At 64.2% G+C, this 16,164-nt stretch carries 17 protein-coding genes; 14 read left to right on the top strand and 3 right to left on the bottom strand.

Annotated features, from left to right (window positions below; translation table 11 throughout):
• Nucleotides 1-31: 31 nt before the first annotated feature.
• The 8 genes from Q0718_RS11765 (at nt 32) to pheT (ending at nt 7,645) form a co-directional block, all read left to right on the top strand.
• Nucleotides 32-223 (top strand): YnbE family lipoprotein, encoded by a 192-nt coding sequence (locus tag Q0718_RS11765; protein ID WP_298918082.1) that lies wholly within the window; start codon nt 32-34, stop codon nt 221-223.
• A 28-nt stretch (nt 224-251) separates the two neighbouring features.
• A complete protein-coding gene (locus Q0718_RS11760; protein WP_298918079.1) occupies nt 252-635 on the top strand; it encodes a YdbL family protein in 384 nt (127 codons plus the stop codon).
• A gap of 176 nt (nt 636-811) precedes the next feature.
• A complete protein-coding gene (chpT, locus tag Q0718_RS11755; RefSeq protein WP_298918076.1) occupies nt 812-1,447 on the top strand; it encodes a histidine phosphotransferase ChpT in 636 nt (211 codons plus the stop codon).
• Between the two features lie 283 nt (nt 1,448-1,730).
• The gene (locus Q0718_RS11750) at nt 1,731-2,705 is read left to right on the top strand and encodes a hypothetical protein (RefSeq protein WP_298918073.1); all 975 of its coding nucleotides are present in this window, start codon (nt 1,731-1,733) and stop codon (nt 2,703-2,705) included.
• 4 nt (nt 2,706-2,709) lie between these two features.
• Entirely contained in the window at nt 2,710-3,114 is a 405-nt protein-coding gene (locus Q0718_RS11745) for a response regulator (RefSeq protein WP_298918070.1), read from the top strand.
• Complete coding sequence (locus Q0718_RS11740; protein WP_298918067.1) at nt 3,099-4,031, top strand: CheR family methyltransferase; 933 nt, start codon at nt 3,099-3,101, stop codon at nt 4,029-4,031. Before Q0718_RS11745 ends, Q0718_RS11740 begins: the two co-directional genes overlap by 16 nt.
• A gap of 102 nt (nt 4,032-4,133) precedes the next feature.
• Nucleotides 4,134-5,216 carry a phenylalanine--tRNA ligase subunit alpha gene (pheS, locus tag Q0718_RS11735; RefSeq protein WP_298918064.1) on the top strand — a complete coding sequence of 361 codons (1,083 nt, stop codon included), beginning with the start codon at nt 4,134-4,136 and terminating at the stop codon, nt 5,214-5,216.
• A 26-nt stretch (nt 5,217-5,242) separates the two neighbouring features.
• Nucleotides 5,243-7,645 (top strand): phenylalanine--tRNA ligase subunit beta, encoded by a 2,403-nt coding sequence (gene pheT, locus Q0718_RS11730; protein WP_298918060.1) that lies wholly within the window; start codon nt 5,243-5,245, stop codon nt 7,643-7,645.
• Here pheT and Q0718_RS11725 read toward each other — a convergent pair.
• Nucleotides 7,642-7,878, bottom strand: coding sequence for a hypothetical protein (locus Q0718_RS11725; protein WP_298918057.1), 237 nt, complete (start codon nt 7,876-7,878; stop codon nt 7,642-7,644). The two genes, pheT and Q0718_RS11725, sit on opposite strands and share 4 nt — an antisense overlap.
• A gap of 105 nt (nt 7,879-7,983) precedes the next feature.
• Here Q0718_RS11725 and Q0718_RS11720 point away from each other — a divergent pair, with 105 nt between their 5' ends.
• A complete protein-coding gene (locus Q0718_RS11720; protein ID WP_298918055.1) occupies nt 7,984-8,403 on the top strand; it encodes a thiol-disulfide oxidoreductase DCC family protein in 420 nt (139 codons plus the stop codon).
• Nucleotides 8,400-9,989 carry an SDR family oxidoreductase gene (locus tag Q0718_RS11715; protein ID WP_298918053.1) on the top strand — a complete coding sequence of 530 codons (1,590 nt, stop codon included), beginning with the start codon at nt 8,400-8,402 and terminating at the stop codon, nt 9,987-9,989. Before Q0718_RS11720 ends, Q0718_RS11715 begins: the two co-directional genes overlap by 4 nt.
• Here Q0718_RS11715 and Q0718_RS11710 read toward each other — a convergent pair.
• Nucleotides 9,986-10,342, bottom strand: coding sequence for a hypothetical protein (locus tag Q0718_RS11710; protein ID WP_298918051.1), 357 nt, complete (start codon nt 10,340-10,342; stop codon nt 9,986-9,988). The genes Q0718_RS11715 and Q0718_RS11710 overlap by 4 nt on opposite strands.
• Nucleotides 10,343-10,446: 104 nt before the next feature.
• Here Q0718_RS11710 and Q0718_RS11705 point away from each other — a divergent pair, with 104 nt between their 5' ends.
• From Q0718_RS11705 to mtgA, 3 genes are all read left to right on the top strand, one after another.
• Nucleotides 10,447-11,625 carry a hypothetical protein gene (locus Q0718_RS11705; protein WP_298918047.1) on the top strand — a complete coding sequence of 393 codons (1,179 nt, stop codon included), beginning with the start codon at nt 10,447-10,449 and terminating at the stop codon, nt 11,623-11,625.
• 476 nt (nt 11,626-12,101) lie between these two features.
• Nucleotides 12,102-12,575 carry a TetR/AcrR family transcriptional regulator gene (locus tag Q0718_RS11700; RefSeq protein ID WP_298918044.1) on the top strand — a complete coding sequence of 158 codons (474 nt, stop codon included), beginning with the start codon at nt 12,102-12,104 and terminating at the stop codon, nt 12,573-12,575.
• The gene (gene mtgA / locus Q0718_RS11695; protein WP_298918041.1) at nt 12,572-13,255 is read left to right on the top strand and encodes a monofunctional biosynthetic peptidoglycan transglycosylase; all 684 of its coding nucleotides are present in this window, start codon (nt 12,572-12,574) and stop codon (nt 13,253-13,255) included. The genes Q0718_RS11700 and mtgA overlap by 4 nt, the downstream gene beginning before the upstream one ends.
• A gap of 3 nt (nt 13,256-13,258) precedes the next feature.
• On the opposite strand, the gene Q0718_RS11690 is transcribed toward mtgA, so the two are convergent.
• Nucleotides 13,259-14,455 carry an amino acid aminotransferase gene (locus Q0718_RS11690; RefSeq protein WP_298918039.1) on the bottom strand — a complete coding sequence of 399 codons (1,197 nt, stop codon included), beginning with the start codon at nt 14,453-14,455 and terminating at the stop codon, nt 13,259-13,261.
• Between the two features lie 201 nt (nt 14,456-14,656).
• On the opposite strand from Q0718_RS11690, the gene Q0718_RS11685 reads away from it, so the two are divergent.
• Nucleotides 14,657-16,126, top strand: coding sequence for a sodium:alanine symporter family protein (locus Q0718_RS11685; RefSeq protein WP_298918036.1), 1,470 nt, complete (start codon nt 14,657-14,659; stop codon nt 16,124-16,126).
• Nucleotides 16,127-16,164: the final 38 nt, after the last annotated feature.

The raw sequence follows: 16,164 nt of genomic DNA, 5'->3' as shown, positions 1-16,164 counted from the left end.
ACGTTCAGGACATGACACGTAGGAGTGCGCAATGAAGACGGCCCATATCGGACTTTTCCTGGCGGCGACGCTGTTGTTCGGCGCGTGCCGCCACCAGGTCGAGGTCATCGCACCCAAGGAACCGATCCAGATCAATCTGGCGATCAAGATCGATCAGGAAGTCCGGGTCCGTCTCGAACAAGACATCGAATCGCTGATCGCGAACAACCCGGACCTGTTCTAGGTCCGTCTGCACATTGAAGGAGGCAGGCATGAAGACATATATCGGCGCCGCACTCGCAGCGGCTGCATTTCTGGCGGGCGGCGCGGCCGTCTTGAACCATAGCGGCATGACGATCGCCGCGGCTCAAGAGGCGAGCGCATCGTCCAAGCGCATCGTCGAGGCCGCCAAGGCGCGCGGCGAGATCGGCGAACGCATCGACGGCTATCTGGCTGCGGTCGGGACCTTGTCGCCCGACGTGAAGGCCGCGATGGACGACATTAATATCAGCCGCAAGGTCGCCTACGAGAAGCTGGCGGATTCGCGCGGTCTCAGCATTCGTGTCGTGGCGCAATTGGCGGGTGAGAACCTGATCGACAAGGCCGGATCCGGTCAATACGTCATGGGCGAAGACGGCCAGTGGACACAGAAGTGATGTGGACGCAGGCGTAAAACTCGTCCCGTTGATCCCAGTCTGAGTGGAACCGCCCTTCGAAGGGCGGTTTTTTCATGGCCGAACCGGTCTCGCTTGTCCGCCTCGCTTGTCCGCAGGCGGCCCGCGCCCAGTGCGCGCCTATTGCCATGACCGGCTTGGAGGCTATGTGTCGGGTTATGACCACGACACCGAAGCTGACGCCGTCCGGACTTGCCGCCCTGCTCTGCGCGCGCATCTGCCACGATCTGGTCAGTCCGGTCGGCGCGCTCGGAACGGCGATCGAGATCCTCGACGACGACGCTAATGCGGACATGCATGACGACGCGCTCGACCTGGTCAAGAGCAGTTCTCGGCGTGCGGCTGCCAAGCTGAAGTTCTTGCGCCTCGCTTTCGGCGCGGGCGGGTCGGCGCCGGGCGTCATCGCGACCCAGGAAATCCGCACCTTGACGACCGACATGTTCGAAGACGCCAAGGCGGAAATCGTCTTCGACATCCATTCCGATGGCATCGAAAAGGCGCGCGCGCGCATCCTGCTCAATCTGGTCATGCTGGGCGTGCAGGCCGTGCCGCGCGGCGGCGAGGTCCGCATCGCCACGTCGGACGCGGCGCTGATCGTTGTATCCACCGGCCCGCGGGCCAAGCTGGACGAAACGGTCGAACGCGCCTTGAAAGGCCGCGCGCCCGAACATGGTTTCGACGGCCGATCAATCCAGCCTTTCTACACGACCATGATGGCGCGCGAATGCGGTGGCGGGATCACGGCGGAAATCGAGGAGGAAACGGTCACTTTCAGGGCCGATATTCCGGCCTGAGACCCGCCGCTCATCTCTACCCGCCCGCAAGCGGGACAGCAGATTCGCCGCGGGATTTAGCCCGGGGTTAACTCTTTACCGTCATGACGGTCGCCACACCGGAGCCTGTGCTCCTCGCCGACGGATTTGCGCGACGCCCATGCGATTGAGACATTCACATCCCGGTTCTTCCAAAACTGAATCCGGAAAACGCGACTCCGGCCTGTCCACGTCCGACATTGCCGCAACAGGCGGTGACGATCTTGTCCGTTCGCGCTTGTTCAGCGCCCGGGCCCGGGCCGAAATGGCCACCATGGTCGATGCCGACCGCAGTCCGCCCACGGGCGAGCGGCTTTCGCCGGGACGCGATCCCGTCTGGTTGTGCGAGCGCCTCGGCATCATCCAGAGCGAAGCCAAACGCGCCCGCGCCCGCGCCGTCTATCGCAGCGCGCAGGACGCGCTCTCCCTGATCCAGCGATGCAATGTCCACATGCCAGTCGACTGGACCCGTGTGGACGGCCGGTTGTTCGTGCTCAACAAGCTGCTGAACCAGTATGAGGACGGGCTGGTGGAACTGGAAAGAGCCGCCCCGCAAGAGCCGCAGGCCAATGCGGATCCCGGTCCTGAACAGGATCCGTCACATGAGATAGCCAAACTGACACTGACCGGCCTCCTGCCCCACGCCTCTCGCGAAGAGCGCGCTGATCTGGGTCGTCTGATGGATCTGAGCCCGCTGCACCTGAGCTCGCTGGATCCGGACCTGACGGCCTTGGAATCGGCGCTGACCGTCAATGACGCGGCGGCGTCACCCAACGCACCGTCCGCAGAAGCCGGCCGGATTGAATGGATCATGCCGGATCTGGTGCAGACCTTGCTCGAACTCGGCCGGCAATACGGCAAGACTTTCTCGGTATCGCACACGCTCGACGATGTGCTGATCGAAGCGGGTGCGGCGGATCGGGTACGCCTGCGTCTTCTCGACCGGTTGTCGGGCATCGTGCGGTCCGACTTGCCGCTGCAGGGCGTCGGCCGGCTGGACATCAGCGCCACCGACCGCCGGCTGACAGTCAGCGGGTCCGGTTTCGAAACGGTTTTCATCGAATTGCCGGAGCGGATCGCCGCGGCCCAGAATGAATCCAGTGAAACGAACGGGACGACAGCGGATGCCGCCGCGATGCAAACCGCTCGGACGCCATCGATCACCGACGATACGGAAATGCTGTTGCGCGCACAGCTGGCCCTGCTCATGGGCGACGCCGCCGACAGGATGGGGGACTGAGCCCATGGCCCACTGCTGCCTTATCGTCGATCGGTCCGCGATGGTTCGCCGCGTCGCCGCGCGCATCGTGCGCGAGCTCGACTTCGAAATCACGGAAGCCCAGACGGGGCGGGAAGCCCTGGACAGCTGCGCGGCGCAGGTGCCTCACGTCGTACTGCTGGACTGGAAAAGCGCCGATATGGAGGCGCAAGGCTTCATCGAAAGCCTGCGCGATCTGGCATCGCGGCAGGGCGTGTCCATGCCGACCGTCCTGTTCTGCACGGCCGAGCGCAGCGTGGACCGTATCGTGGCGGCGCTGAAAGCGGGCGCGGACGAATACATCATGAAGCCGTTCGATTCCGATATCATCACGGCCAAATTCGCGCTTGCCGGGCTGTTGTCCAGGGACCGGACATGCGCGGCGGCCTGAGCCTCAGACCGACCTATTACGAAGCCCTGCGGCGCCTGACCCTGCAACTGGCCGGGGTGCAGATGGGGTCCGACCACGCTTTCCTGGTCGAAACGCGCCTGTCGCAATTGGCCCGCAAGGAAGGTTACGAGACGCTGGACGCGATGATCGAGGATCTGTTCGCCGTCGGGCAGGCCCGTCTGGCAGTGCATGTCGTGTCGGCCCTGGTGGAGCGCGACACCCACTTCAACCGCGATCCGGCTTCGCTAGACGCCTTGTTCGACACGGCCCTGCCGGATCTGGTCGAAAAGCGCGGCGGCGGGCGGATCGACCTGCTTTCCTACGGCTGCGGGTCCGGACAGGACCTCTATTCCATCGCGATACGCGCCCGCCATGCGGCAGCGCGTGCCATGCTCGCGCCGGTCGATCTGCACCTCAAGGGAGTCGATTATCCGAGCCAGGCACTGGAGCGGGCGCGAACGGGCCGCTACACTCATTTTGAAATACAGCGCGGTCTCTCGGCCCGGGACATGATCGCCCATTTCACGCCGGATCCAGTCGCGGATTCGACCGACTGGCTCGCGGCCGCCCATCTGCGCGAGACCGTGAAGTTTCAGGACATGCACCTCCTATCGGGCACACAGGAGGCGGAAGCGTTCCATGTGGTGCTGTTTCGCGGCGCGATCGGACAATATGGTCACGCGGCCCGGATCCGCGTGATCCGCACGCTGGCGAAACTGCTCCGCCCGCATGGCTACCTGGTGACAGGATCGGACGAGGATCTGGGCGAGATCCATCCCGGTCTGGAGAAGGTCGAGAGTGCGCCTGGCCTCTACCGCCGCCGCGTTGTGCAGCAGGAACCCGCCCCGGTGATCGGCAAGCCGCCGCCCGGCCGCACGACGTTCGAGCCTCCGGTCGCGCGCCGCGCCCACGGCTAACCGACCGGCCTTCATCCCAAACTCTTAGTCCGGCATGTTGCGAAAGCCGCCGCCCGGCCTTAGGGAGCGGCGTTTCTCGTCCTCTTTTCGCGGACCCGTTCCATGAGCGACCCACAGACCTTGCCGCAAGCGGCCGACATCGACGCCATCCGGGACCGCCTAGACGGCGAAATCGCGGCCATATCCGACCTTCGGGCGCTGGACGACCTTCGTGTCGCCGCGCTGGGGAAGAAAGGCGAGATTTCGCTGATGATGCGCAGCCTCGGCAAGATGAGCGTCGATGAGAAGAAAGTCATGGGTCCGGCGCTCAACGGGCTGAAATCGGACGTGGCCGCCTTGGTCGAAGCGCGCAAGACCGCGCTTGAAGACGCCGCTCTCGATGCGGCGCTGGCGTCCGAGACGATGGACATGTCCCTGCCGGTCGGGCGCAAGACCGGCACGCTCCATCCCGTCCCGCAAGTGATGGAGGAAATGGCCGTCATTTTTTCCGATATGGGCTTTTCCGTCGCCGAAGGTCCGGACATCGAGGACGACTTCCACAATTTCACCGCATTGAACTTTCCGCCCGGCCATCCGGCGCGCGACATGCACGATACCTTTTTCCTGGAAGACGGCGAGAAGGTGCTGCGCACCCACACCAGCCCCGTGCAGATCCGCATCATGATGAGCGAAAAGCCGCCCCTCCGCATCATCGCGCCGGGCCGAACCTACCGATCGGATTCGGACCAGACCCACACGCCCATGTTCCACCAGGTCGAAGGGCTGGTCATCGGCGAGGACATCCATATGGGCCACCTCAAAGGTTGCCTGATGGATTTCGTCAGCGCCTTCTTCGAAACCGATGTGGACGTGCGCTTCCGCCCGCACCACTTTCCGTTCACCGAACCGAGCGCGGAAATGGACGTGCGCTATGAGCGCGACGGCGCGGCGATAAAGATCGGCACGGGCGAGAGTTGGATGGAGATCCTGGGCTGCGGCATGGTCCATCCCAATGTGCTGCGCGCCTGCAATCTCGACCCGGACGTCTATCAGGGCTTCGCCTTCGGCATGGGCGTCGACCGCCTCGCCATGCTGAAATACGGCATGCCCGATCTGCGCGACATGTTCGCCGGCGATCCGCGCTGGCTGGGCCATTACGGGTTCTCACCATTGGTGCAGGCATCGCTCGAAAGCGGCTTGTCCTAATCCGCTTTTCAGACTGAGATGATTCGATGAAATTCACCCTTTCCTGGCTGAAAGAGCACTTAGAGACCGACGCCACTCTCTCCGAGATCGTGGACGCCATGACCATGGCGGGTCTCGAAGTTGAAGAGGTGATAGATCCGGCCGCCGCCCTGTCGGACTTCACCGTGGGCCATGTGCTGAGCGCCGAGCAGCATCCTGATGCCGACAAGCTGAAGGTCTGCCAGGTCGCGACCGTCGACGGCGAACGGACCATCGTCTGCGGAGCGCCGAATGCGCGGGCGGGAATCCATGTCGCCTATGCCGGACTTGGCACCTATATTCCCGGCGCCGATTTTTCGCTCGACAAGAAGCCGCGCAAGATCCGAGGGGTGGAGAGCTTCGGCATGATGTGTTCGGCCGACGAACTGGATCTGGGCGAAGACAGTGACGGGATCATCGAATTGCCGAAGAGCGAAGTCGGCGCAGCCATCGCCGATGTGTTGGGTCTGAACGATCCGGTGATCGATTTCGAGGTCACGCCCAACCGCCCCGACTGGCTCGGCGTGCGCGGGATCGCGCGAGACTTGGCGGCGACCGGCATCGGGACGCTCAAGCCTGAAGCGATCGATCCGGTTGCAGCGGCCTTCGACAATCCCCAGACGGTCCTGATCGAAGCGTCGGACGCGTGCCCTGCCTTTGTCGGTCGCGTGGTGCGCGGCGTGAAGAATGGGCCCTCCCCGCAATGGTTGCAGGACAAGCTGAAGGCGGTCGGCCTGCGGCCGATATCGGCGCTGGTGGACATGACCAACTTCATGACGATCGACCGCGCGCGGCCGCTGCACGTCTATGATCTGGCCAAGGTCAAGGGTTCCATTATCGTGCGCAGAGGTGAGGGCGAGACGTTCGAGGCGCTGGACGATCGGATCTACACGGCCACTGGAGACGACGTCGCGATCTGTGACGAAACCGGCATTCTCGGTCTCGGCGGAATCGTCGGCGGGGAAAGCTCCGGCGTTGACGAAGAGACGACCGACATCCTGATCGAATGCGCCGCGTTCGATCCGTTGACCATCCGTCGCTCCGCCAAGCGTCTGGCCGTCAATTCGGACGCCAAGTACCGGTTCGAGCGCGGCATCGATACGGGCTTCATGCGCGACGGCATGGAAATGGCGACGCGGTTGGTTCTGGATCTGTGCGGCGGTGACCCCAGCACGGTCGAAGTCGCAGGTGAAATCCCGGCTGCACCCGAACCGGTTTCGCTTAATCCGGGCCGCGTCAAGCAGCTGCTGGGCTTCACACCGGGCGAGGACGACATGCTGCACATCTTGCAGAAGCTCGGTTTCGAGAGGATAGGGTCGGACGTCCCGTGGTCCATGTCCGTGCCGAGCTGGCGGCGCGATGTCACGATGCAAGCCGACCTGGTCGAGGAAATCGCGCGCATTGCGGGGTTCGACCGATTGCCGTCCACGCCGCTGCCCGCTTTGCCGGGTCGCCGCGAACCGACGGCGACGCCGACGCAGATACGGTCCCGCCGTGCCCGCCGCGCGCTGGCCCTGCAGGGGCTGAGCGAGACGGTCAGCTGGTCCTTCGTGCTAGATCATCATGCGGCGGTTTTCGGCGGCGAGCCGGATGCGCTCCGCCTCGACAATCCGATCAGTACAGACCTAAACGTCATGCGGCCGAGCGCGCTGATCCATCTGCTGCTATCGGGCCAGACGGCGGCCGACCGCGGTTATCCGGGCGCGGCCCTGTTCGAACTGGGTCCGGTCTACCGCGGTACGGAACCGGACGACCAGGCGCTGACCTTGGCAGGCCTGCGCCGCGTGGAGAGCTTGCGCGATTGGGCCGGCCCGGAGCGGATCGACGCCTTGACGGCCAAGGCCGACGCACTCGCTGCCTTGCAGGCGATGGGGGCGAACACCGACACTCTGCAACTGTCCGAGCCGACGGGCGATTACTGGCATCCGGGCCGGTCCGGCCGGTTGCAGATGGGCCCGAAGAACGTTCTAGCCGATTTCGGAGAACTGCACCCGCGCGCGCTCAAGGCGCTCGGCGTGGAAGGGCGGGTCGTGGCCTTTGAAGTCTGGCCTGAGAATCTGCCCGCCCCCAGAAACAAAGCGAAAGGCAGGAAGACGCCGGGCAAGTCGAAAGGCGCGCTGGCGTTGTCGGACCTGATGCCCGTCCACCGCGACTTCGCCTTCATCGTTCCCGAAGCAGTCGCGGCTGGGGATCTTATCAAGGCCGCCCAAAGCGCGGACAAGGCGCTCATCGGCGATGTATCGCTCTTCGACATCTATGCCGGCGAAGGCATCGAGGACGGGCATAAGAGCCTCGCCATCGATGTGGCGCTGGCTCCGAGGAACGAGACCTTGACCGACGCTCAGATCGAAGCGGTCAGCGCCAAGATCGTCAAGGCGGCGGAGAAGCTGGGAGCGGTGTTGCGCGGCTAGCGGACCTTGTTGTTCGCCGGGTCGTCGAATTCGCTGATGACCTTGTCCTTGTCGTGGTGGACGTTGTCGCCCGCAATGTCTTCGGTCTGTGTCTTGTAGATCGGCTGTTCGGGCTGACGCCCAGCGGCGGCTTTCGCATCCTTGACCGCTTTGGCCGCCGTCTTCGGATCGGCCTTGGGGGCCTTGTTGGCGCTCTTTCGCGCATCGGCTTTCATGTCCTGTCGTGTGGTCATAGCATGTCTCCTTTGCAAGCTTGACGCGCGGAGCGGTGTTGCGGTTCCCGGCCCATCGCCTATGTCCGGCGTGTGGAGCCTTATAGCTACCGATCCGATCCGGAGGTGCCGGACGTCGACGACAGCGCGCCGATCCTCGTTTTCGACGGTCATTGCGCGCTCTGCTCGGACTGGGTCGATTTCCTGCTGAAACACGACCGCGGAACATTCCGTTTCCTGCCGGCGCAAAGTCCGCTCGGCGAGGCGCTCTATGCCCATTACGGGTTCAAGTCGTCCGAACCCGGCAGCGATTACGACACTAATATCCTGATCGAAAACGGCCGGGCGCGCATCCGGTCCGACGCCACGCTCGCCATGTTCGCACGCCTTCCCTGGCCATGGAAGGCCGTGAGCCTCTTGCGGCATCTGCCGGAACCGTGGCGCGATTGGGGCTATGAACGCATCGCGCGCAACCGTATCCGCTGGTTCGGCCGCCGCGATGCGTGCCGCCTGCCCACACCGGACGAGCGCGTACGGTTCCTGTGACGCGGGTTCTGGTCATCGGCGGCTACGGCACTTTCGGACGGCGACTGGTGCGGCTGCTCTCGGACATGGACGGTCTGCGCGTTCTGGTCGGGGGCCGCAATCCGGACAAGGCTGCCGCGATCATCGGCACGTTAAACGGCTCGGCGGTCATGGCGTCGCAACGGGTGGACCGGTCCAAGCCGTTGGCGGCGCAGGTGAGCAGCCCTGTCGATATCGTCGTGGATGCAGTCGGTCCGTTCCAGGCTTACGGCGCGACGCGCGACCTCGTCTTCGATTATTGCGTCCAGGTGGGCGCGACCTACATCGACCTGTCCGACGATCCGGCCTTTTGCGCTCACATGATGGACCGGGCAGTCGGTGCCCCGATGACGGTGGCGACGGGCTGGTCCACTTTTTCCGCCGTAACGGGCGCCGTCGTTCACGCGCTCGGCGGCGGCGCGTCCAGAGCCGGTATCGTGCCGAACCCGCATCAGCCCATGGGCCGGGCGGTGATCGACAGCGTGCTGAGCTATGCGGGTCGACCCATTCCGAACGGGCAAGGATTGACGCGCACCTTGCACCGCACCGTGGCGCCGCCCGGCGCGCGGCCCTTGCGCACCCTGCTGTTCTCGAACGTCGCGACGCCGGATGCAGTGCTGATCCATCCGGACGCCACGGGCTGGGTCGCGCCGCAGCCCGAGTGGCTGCACCGTATCTTGGTCGGCCTGGCCCGTCTGGTGAAATGGAAACTGTTTCCGCCCCTCACCCTGTTCGGAAAGCCCATCCATGCGGTGCAGAGCCGCATACATGAAGGCGAGGCGCGCGGCGGTCTATTCGTCGAAGCGAAAGACCGGAGCTTCCACCTCATCGGCGAAGGCGACACCGGTCCGGACGTGCCCGTCATCCCGGCGGCAGCTCTGATCGCGGTGATCCATGACGGCGAGACTTTTGCTCCCGGTCTATTGCGACCGGGCCATGATTTCCCTCTGGACCGGTTGACGCCCTGGTTCGACCGGATCGGTCTGGATTACGGCATGCGCGGCAAAGACCTTCGCGACGCGCGCGGATCGCTCTACGCGCGGATATTGGGCAAAGCGATGGCGGATCTGCCGGAGCCCGTCTGTGACCTCCATGCAGGCGGAGGCTTCATCGGCCGGGCAAAGGTGCAGCGCGGGCGCAACCTGTTCGGACGGCTTGCGGCCGATCTTCTCGGTCTACCCAAGGCGGGCGACCACGATCTGCGCGTTTCGATCACGACCGATGATCTCGGACGAGAGCGCTGGTCGCGCCGCTATTCAGGGCGCGAGATGCTGAGCCTGCAAGAGCGTGGGCGCGGCCGTGCGAAGGGCATGATGGTGGAACGGTTCGGGCCGATCGCGGTGCAGGTCGGTTTGCAGATCAATGGCGACCGGCTGGGCTATCGACCACGGGGCTGGTCCGTCTTCGGCGTGCCCCTCCCGCGCCGTTTCGTGCCGAGCGGGGAGACATACGAAACGGCCGACGCGGCCGGTCGCTTCCGCTTCCATGTGGATATCGTCGCGCCCGGGCTGGGGCGGCTCGTGCATTATGAGGGCTGGCTGATCCGCGCCTGCCAGGACGAGGCCTAAGTCGGCCGATCCACGCGGCGAACGCAGGTCAGCCACGGCGCGATCAGCGGTTCCAGCCGGAAGACCTGCTCGTCGATATGGTCGGGCGTGTGCCCGGCCGCGGCCAGATAGTCGCGCAGCTCGTTGGCCACGATGGGCCATTGCGCGTCCGCGTCGATCAGGTCCGACAGCCACATGGAGGCGGCGAACAGGTTGCGGTTGTGCGTCAGCGCATAGCCGTCCGCGTCGAACGCCATGGCGCGGTAATCAGCGCGCGGCGGCAGAGTTTCGTTGTCTGGGGTCTCGCGTTGGCTCTGGCCCGTTTCGGGGCCACGATTGACGGGCTCTCGCATGCGCATGTCCTTGCGGGTCATCACTGTCTCCATCGGCTTGAAAGGGGAACCCGCAGGCCGTGCCGCGGGTTCCGATTCCACCGCGCTTTCGCGCGCCGAACTTCGAACATTTCCAAGGAGAGCCAATGTCCGCCCATATCGCCAACAATCCTCATCTCGAAACCCTGATCGAGAACGGCCTCAAGGCCGAAGGCGGGCCATATCTGTCATTGGCGATCCAGCGGCCGCGTCTGGCGGGCAATGTTCAGAAGTGGGACATTCTGAAGAAGAATGCCGTTCAGGATATCGAAGAACTGCTGGAAGAGACATTCGGCGAACATGCGGACGCGCCGCGCGCCTGGTCGGGCCGGTTCGGCGATGTGCTGGACACGTTCGACCCGCTGGCCAACCAGTGCGGCGGCTGGCTGCTCGTCGCCAGAGAAGACGGCATGGATGTGTTCGAACTGCAGGACACGCCGCAATCGGCCATCGTCTGGGGCGACACGCCTTACCTCCTGCCCGTCATCACGGACGGCATCCAGCGCACGCGTGGATGGGTGCTGGCCGTGGGTCAGCAACAGGCCGATCTGTTCCGTTGGGACGGGGTCATGATGCATGATGAAAGCCATCGTCTGGACTACCGTTCCTACGACGAAATGCGCGAGACGCGCGAACCCGAAGGCAATGTCAATCTGCATACCAATAGCGCGCTGCGCCCCAATGCCAATGGCGGCGCGGGCGGGTCCGGGGCGCAGTTCCATGCGGCTGGCGCCGCCGTGGACGATTACGATGAGGTGCAGATGAAGGACTATCTGAACGGTGTCGCCAAGGCGGTCGAGCCCATCATCGCCGGCACCGGCAATCCGCTGATCGTCGCCGGCGATCCGAAGACGGCCGGTTGGACCAAGGATCTGTTCGAACTGCATGAACTGCATGATGACCATATCGACTTGGCCGGAGATTCATTGAATGCCGACCGTCTGGCCGAAGCGGCCGCGCCCATGCTGACGGCCATCACGACGGAAGGCCACGAACTGCACGATATGGGCGAAGGCGCCCCGTTAACGGCAGCCGGGCTAAGCGCCGTGGATGAGGCGGCGAACGAAGGGCGAATCCGCACGCTCTACCTCGCTGCGGACGTGGACGGGTTCCAGGACAGCAACGAGGACGAGCGCATCACCTTCCAGGTGCTGGGCGCCGACACGCTGCCCTTGCGCGTCAACACGCTCGTCATGCGCACCGTGCAGGCAGGCGGAGAGGTCAAGGTTCCGCCGACGGCATTGGCGCTGACGGATACGGAAGCGCTGGCGCGGCTGCGATATTAGGGTTTGCGTCGCAGCGCTGACAAGCCCGACAATACTGTACCTTTCTCGGACTTCGGGCCTGGCCCGGGGTCCATCTTCCGTATCCGACACAAATTGGGAGCGTCCCGTGATGGATCCCGGATCAAGTCGGGGATGAGGGTGTCGGACAGGTCCATCCTTCCGCAATCTCCGTCCATTCCCGTAATGAAGTGGGGTGGGATCGTGGCTCGTACATGTGCAATTCCGGCCCCATGGCGCTGAAAGCGCCTGGTAAGCGGCGCGGCACGCGTCAGGGCACTACCAAGTCGATGACCATACGCGATCGTTCTTCCGCCATAGTAACAGAGGGTGTTCGACCTTAGGCCGAACTTGTTTCGCCGTGTCAGGACCGTTAGCAGCCGGGCATGTCCGATCCCTTGCCAAGCGACATGCCGGTCCGTCCTGCATCCGGCACGCGCCCGCCGCGCAAATCGCCGCAAATGCGGGCGCGCTCTGCCGTGAACCGCGCCGCGATTTTCAATACTGCCCAACATCTGTTTGATGATCACCCGCCCGCCAAGCTGGTCACGCGCATGATCGCCAGTGCGGCACGTGTGTCCATCGGGTCGGTCTACCGCTACTTCGAAGACGCCTGCGATCTTCTCCTGTCCCTGTTCCAGCACACGAACAGCGGAAGGGCCGAGACATTGCGCGACCCCGATACGGTGCCGGACAGGCAGGCTTTCCTCGACCGGGCGTTTCACAATCTCTTTGCCAGGCATGGTCGCCACCCGGCTTATGGTATTCTCATCGCCTATCTGCGGTCCAAGGATCGGAAGAACGATGACACCGCGGCCTTGATCGCCATGCAGGAAGAGGTGGACATGCGGCTCCATCGTCTCGCTCCCGCAGAGCGCACGAGCATGCTGCGGCCGACGGGAATCGCCATCACCGCCTATCTCGAACATCACCTGGCGCCGGCAAGACCTTGAAAACCCTCGCCCGCGTTTTGCGTTTTATCGTGTTGGGGCTGTGCGTGCTGGTCCTGTCCATCCACGTGATGGGCGCAGCCCATGCGGTCCTGCCGGTCCACGGCACGTGGAACATGGTGCTGCGGCCGATGGGCACGCCGCTGCGCCGTCATTGGGTGCCGTTGAACCGTCTGTCACCCCATCTCGTCCGCGCCGTGATCGCCGCCGAGGATGCGCGCTTCTGCCAACATGGCGGGATCGACTTCGATGCGCTGGAACGGGCGATCGACGATAACAGGACGCGCGACCGCCGTCGCGGCGGTTCGACCCTGACGCAGCAGACGGCCAAGAACGTGTTTCTGTGGAACGGCGGCGGCTATGGGCGCAAGGCCGTGGAGGCTTGGTTCGCGCTTTATATCGATACGGTCTGGACCAAACGCCGCATCATGGAAATCTATCTGAACGTCGCGGAGTGGGGCGACGGGATCTTCGGGGCGGAGGCAGCCGCGCAGGCCCGGTTCGGCAAATCCGCCGCCGATCTGAGCGGCCGCGAAGCGGCTTTGCTCGCCGCCGTCCTGCCAAGCCCGAACAAGTGGCGGGTCGATCCGCCCGGGCCCTATGTCAGCGGCCGTGCCAACACATTGCAGCAACGCGCCCGAATTGTTCGCAACGAAGGTCTGGACGCCTGCGTGCTGCCATAGGCGCTAGCTGAGAACGTCCAGCAGCGCTTCAGCGACTCGGGGGATATTGCCGGCATTCGCGCCGGCGATGTTGATGCGCCCCGAATCGGTCATGTAGATGGCATGGTCGTCGCGTAGCCGTTCCGCCTGCTGCGGCGTGACGGGCAGCATGGAGAACATTCCGTTCTGATCGGTCACGGCGCGGGCGATGTGTTCGCCGCCTTGGACATCCAGCGCGTCGGACAGCATCCGGCGCAGGCCGCGCATGCGCTCGCGCATCTCCGCCAACTCGTCGAGCCAGTCGCGCTTCAACTCGCCGTCGCCCAGAATGCGCTCCACGATCTGCGCGCCGTGGTCCGGTGGCATGGAGATCAGCGTGCGCTGGATCGCGCCCAGTTGCGATTGCACCACACCAGCCTGTTCCGGCGTCTTGCAAAGCACGCCCAGCAGGCCGACCCGTTCCTTGTAGAGACCGAAATTCTTCGATGCCGAGACGGTGAAGATCAGTTCCGGGCAGTCGCGCGCCGCCAGCCGCAGGCCGTAGCGGTCTTCGTCCAGGCCGCGGCCGAGGCCGAGATAGGCCAGGTCGATGAAGTGGACGAGGCCGCGGTCGTTCAGGAACGGGACCAGCCGGTCCCACTGCTGCGGCGACAGGTCCGCGCCGGTCGGATTGTGGCAACAGCCATGCAGCAGCACCAGATCGCCCGCTTCTGCATGAGCGTCCAGATGAGCCAGCATGTCCTCATAATCCACGCCCAATGTCTGGCGATTATAATAGGGATAGCTTTTCAGCCTCAATCCGGTGGAGCCGATCAGCGGCACATGGTTGGCCCAGGTCGGGGTGGACACCCAGACGGTCGCGTTCGGCGTGGCGGAAAAAGCCAGCTGCGCGCCGATGCGCAGCGCGCCCGATCCGCCTGCCGCCTGGGACGAGGCGAGGCGCCCGCTCGCACACGCCGGATGATCTGCCCCCAGGACGAGGTCGAGCACATGGTCGCGAAATCCCGCCCGACCCGTCGTGCCGACATAGGATTTGGTCTTTTCCTCGGCCAGGATCCGCTGTTCGGCGGCCTTGACGGCACGCATGATCGGCACGGCGCCGGTCGCATCCTTGTAGACCCCCACGCCCAGATCGACCTTGTGCGCCCGGCCGTCGGCTTGGGCCTGCTGCATCATGGCGATGATGGCGTCTGGGGGCAGGGAGTCGAGATGGTCGAACATGGCCGCGCCCATAGAACAGAATGAGGCTTTCAACCAGTCCTCGCGAGCCCATTCGGGCCATTCTCAGACAAAGCGCCCATAGGGTCGCAAGATTAGTCCTTGCACCTGCGGCAAGCCTTGCGGCAAACGGGCCGGAAACCGGTAAAAGACACAACCGGGACAAGGCCGCGCGCCGCGCGGTCCGGACGTCAAGGGGACTTCATGGAAAGCATCATCCAAAGCGTGAACGGATTCGTCTGGGGTCCGATCATGCTCCTGCTGCTGGTCGGGACGGGTCTGTTCCTGACGATCGGCCTGAAAGGCATGTCGATCGTCAAGATCCCTTATGCCTTCCGCCAATTGTTCCGCAAACGCGGCGCCAATACGGATACGGGCGACGTTTCGCCTTTCGCCGCCTTGATGACCGCCCTGTCGTCCACCATCGGTACGGGCAATATCGCCGGCGTGGCCGCGGCCATCGCCATTGGCGGCCCGGGGGCGGTGTTCTGGATGTGGTTGACGGCCGTCGTCGGCACGGCGACGAAGTTCGCCGAAGGGGTGCTGGCCGTACGCTACCGGGAAATCGACTCCAATGGCAACCGCGTCGGCGGGCCGATGTACTACATCAAGAACGGGCTCGGCACGAAGTGGATGCCGCTGGCGCTCGCCTTCGCCTTCTTCGGCATGTTCGCATCGTGGGGCACGGGCAATTCTATCCAGGCCAACTCCGTGGCCGATGTCCTGAATGCGGAATACAGCCTGTCGCCCTGGATCACGGCCAGCGTGCTGGCTCTGGGCGCCGGCGCCGTCATCCTCGGCGGCATCAAGCGCATCGGTTCCGTCGCCTCCAAGATCGTGCCTTTCATGGCGGGGTCCTACATCGTGCTGGGGCTCTTGGTCGTGTTCATGAATTTCGACGCGATTCCGGGAGCTTTCGGGATGATCTTCGAAAGCGCCTTCGGTCTGCAGGAAGCGGGCACGGGGATTTCCATCGGCCTGATGTGGTTGGCCATGCGCATGGGTGTCGCGCGCGGCATCTTCTCCAACGAAGCCGGTCAGGGGTCCGCCCCGATCGCCCACGCCGCCGCACAGAACAACGATCCGGTCAATCAGGGCACCATCGCCATGCTCGGCACGGTCATCGACACGTTGTTCGTCTGCACGATCACCGCGCTGGTGATCCTGACGTCGGGTGTGATCGCGCCGGATTGCTTGGCGGGGCCGGAAAACCTGACGCAGCTGATGACGGGCGTCCAGCCTGCGGGTTGCGACACGGGCGCACCGCTGACCAGCTCCGCTTTCGCTGCGCAATATGGCGATATCGGGCGGCATATCATCCCGATCGCGCTGTCTGTCTTTGCGTTCACGACCATCCTCGGCTGGTCCTATTACGGCGAACGCTGTGCGGCCTTCATGTTCACCGAAAAAGCGATCCTGCCTTACCGGTTAATCTACATCTTCGTCGTCTTCGCTTCCGCCGCCGCCATCGCGCTGGAAGACCAGGTCGGCAACATCGTCAACCTGTTCTGGCTGATGGCCGATACGCTGACGGGACTGATGGCGGCGCCGAATCTGATCGCGCTGATCTTCCTGTCGCCGATCGTGTTCAAGCTGACGCGCGACTATTTCGACAGGGAAAAAGAGGCTTCGGACGGGTTGGTCGATCAGGACGATCTGCCGCGCGGCCCCTGATCCACGCTTGCCGTCGCAAAAGAAAACCCGCCTCGGCC

Origin of the sequence: uncultured Algimonas sp. (assembly GCF_947498175.1) — a bacterium.
GTDB lineage: Bacteria > Pseudomonadota > Alphaproteobacteria > Caulobacterales > Maricaulaceae > Litorimonas.
This window is presented reverse-complemented; position numbering and strand designations above follow the sequence as displayed.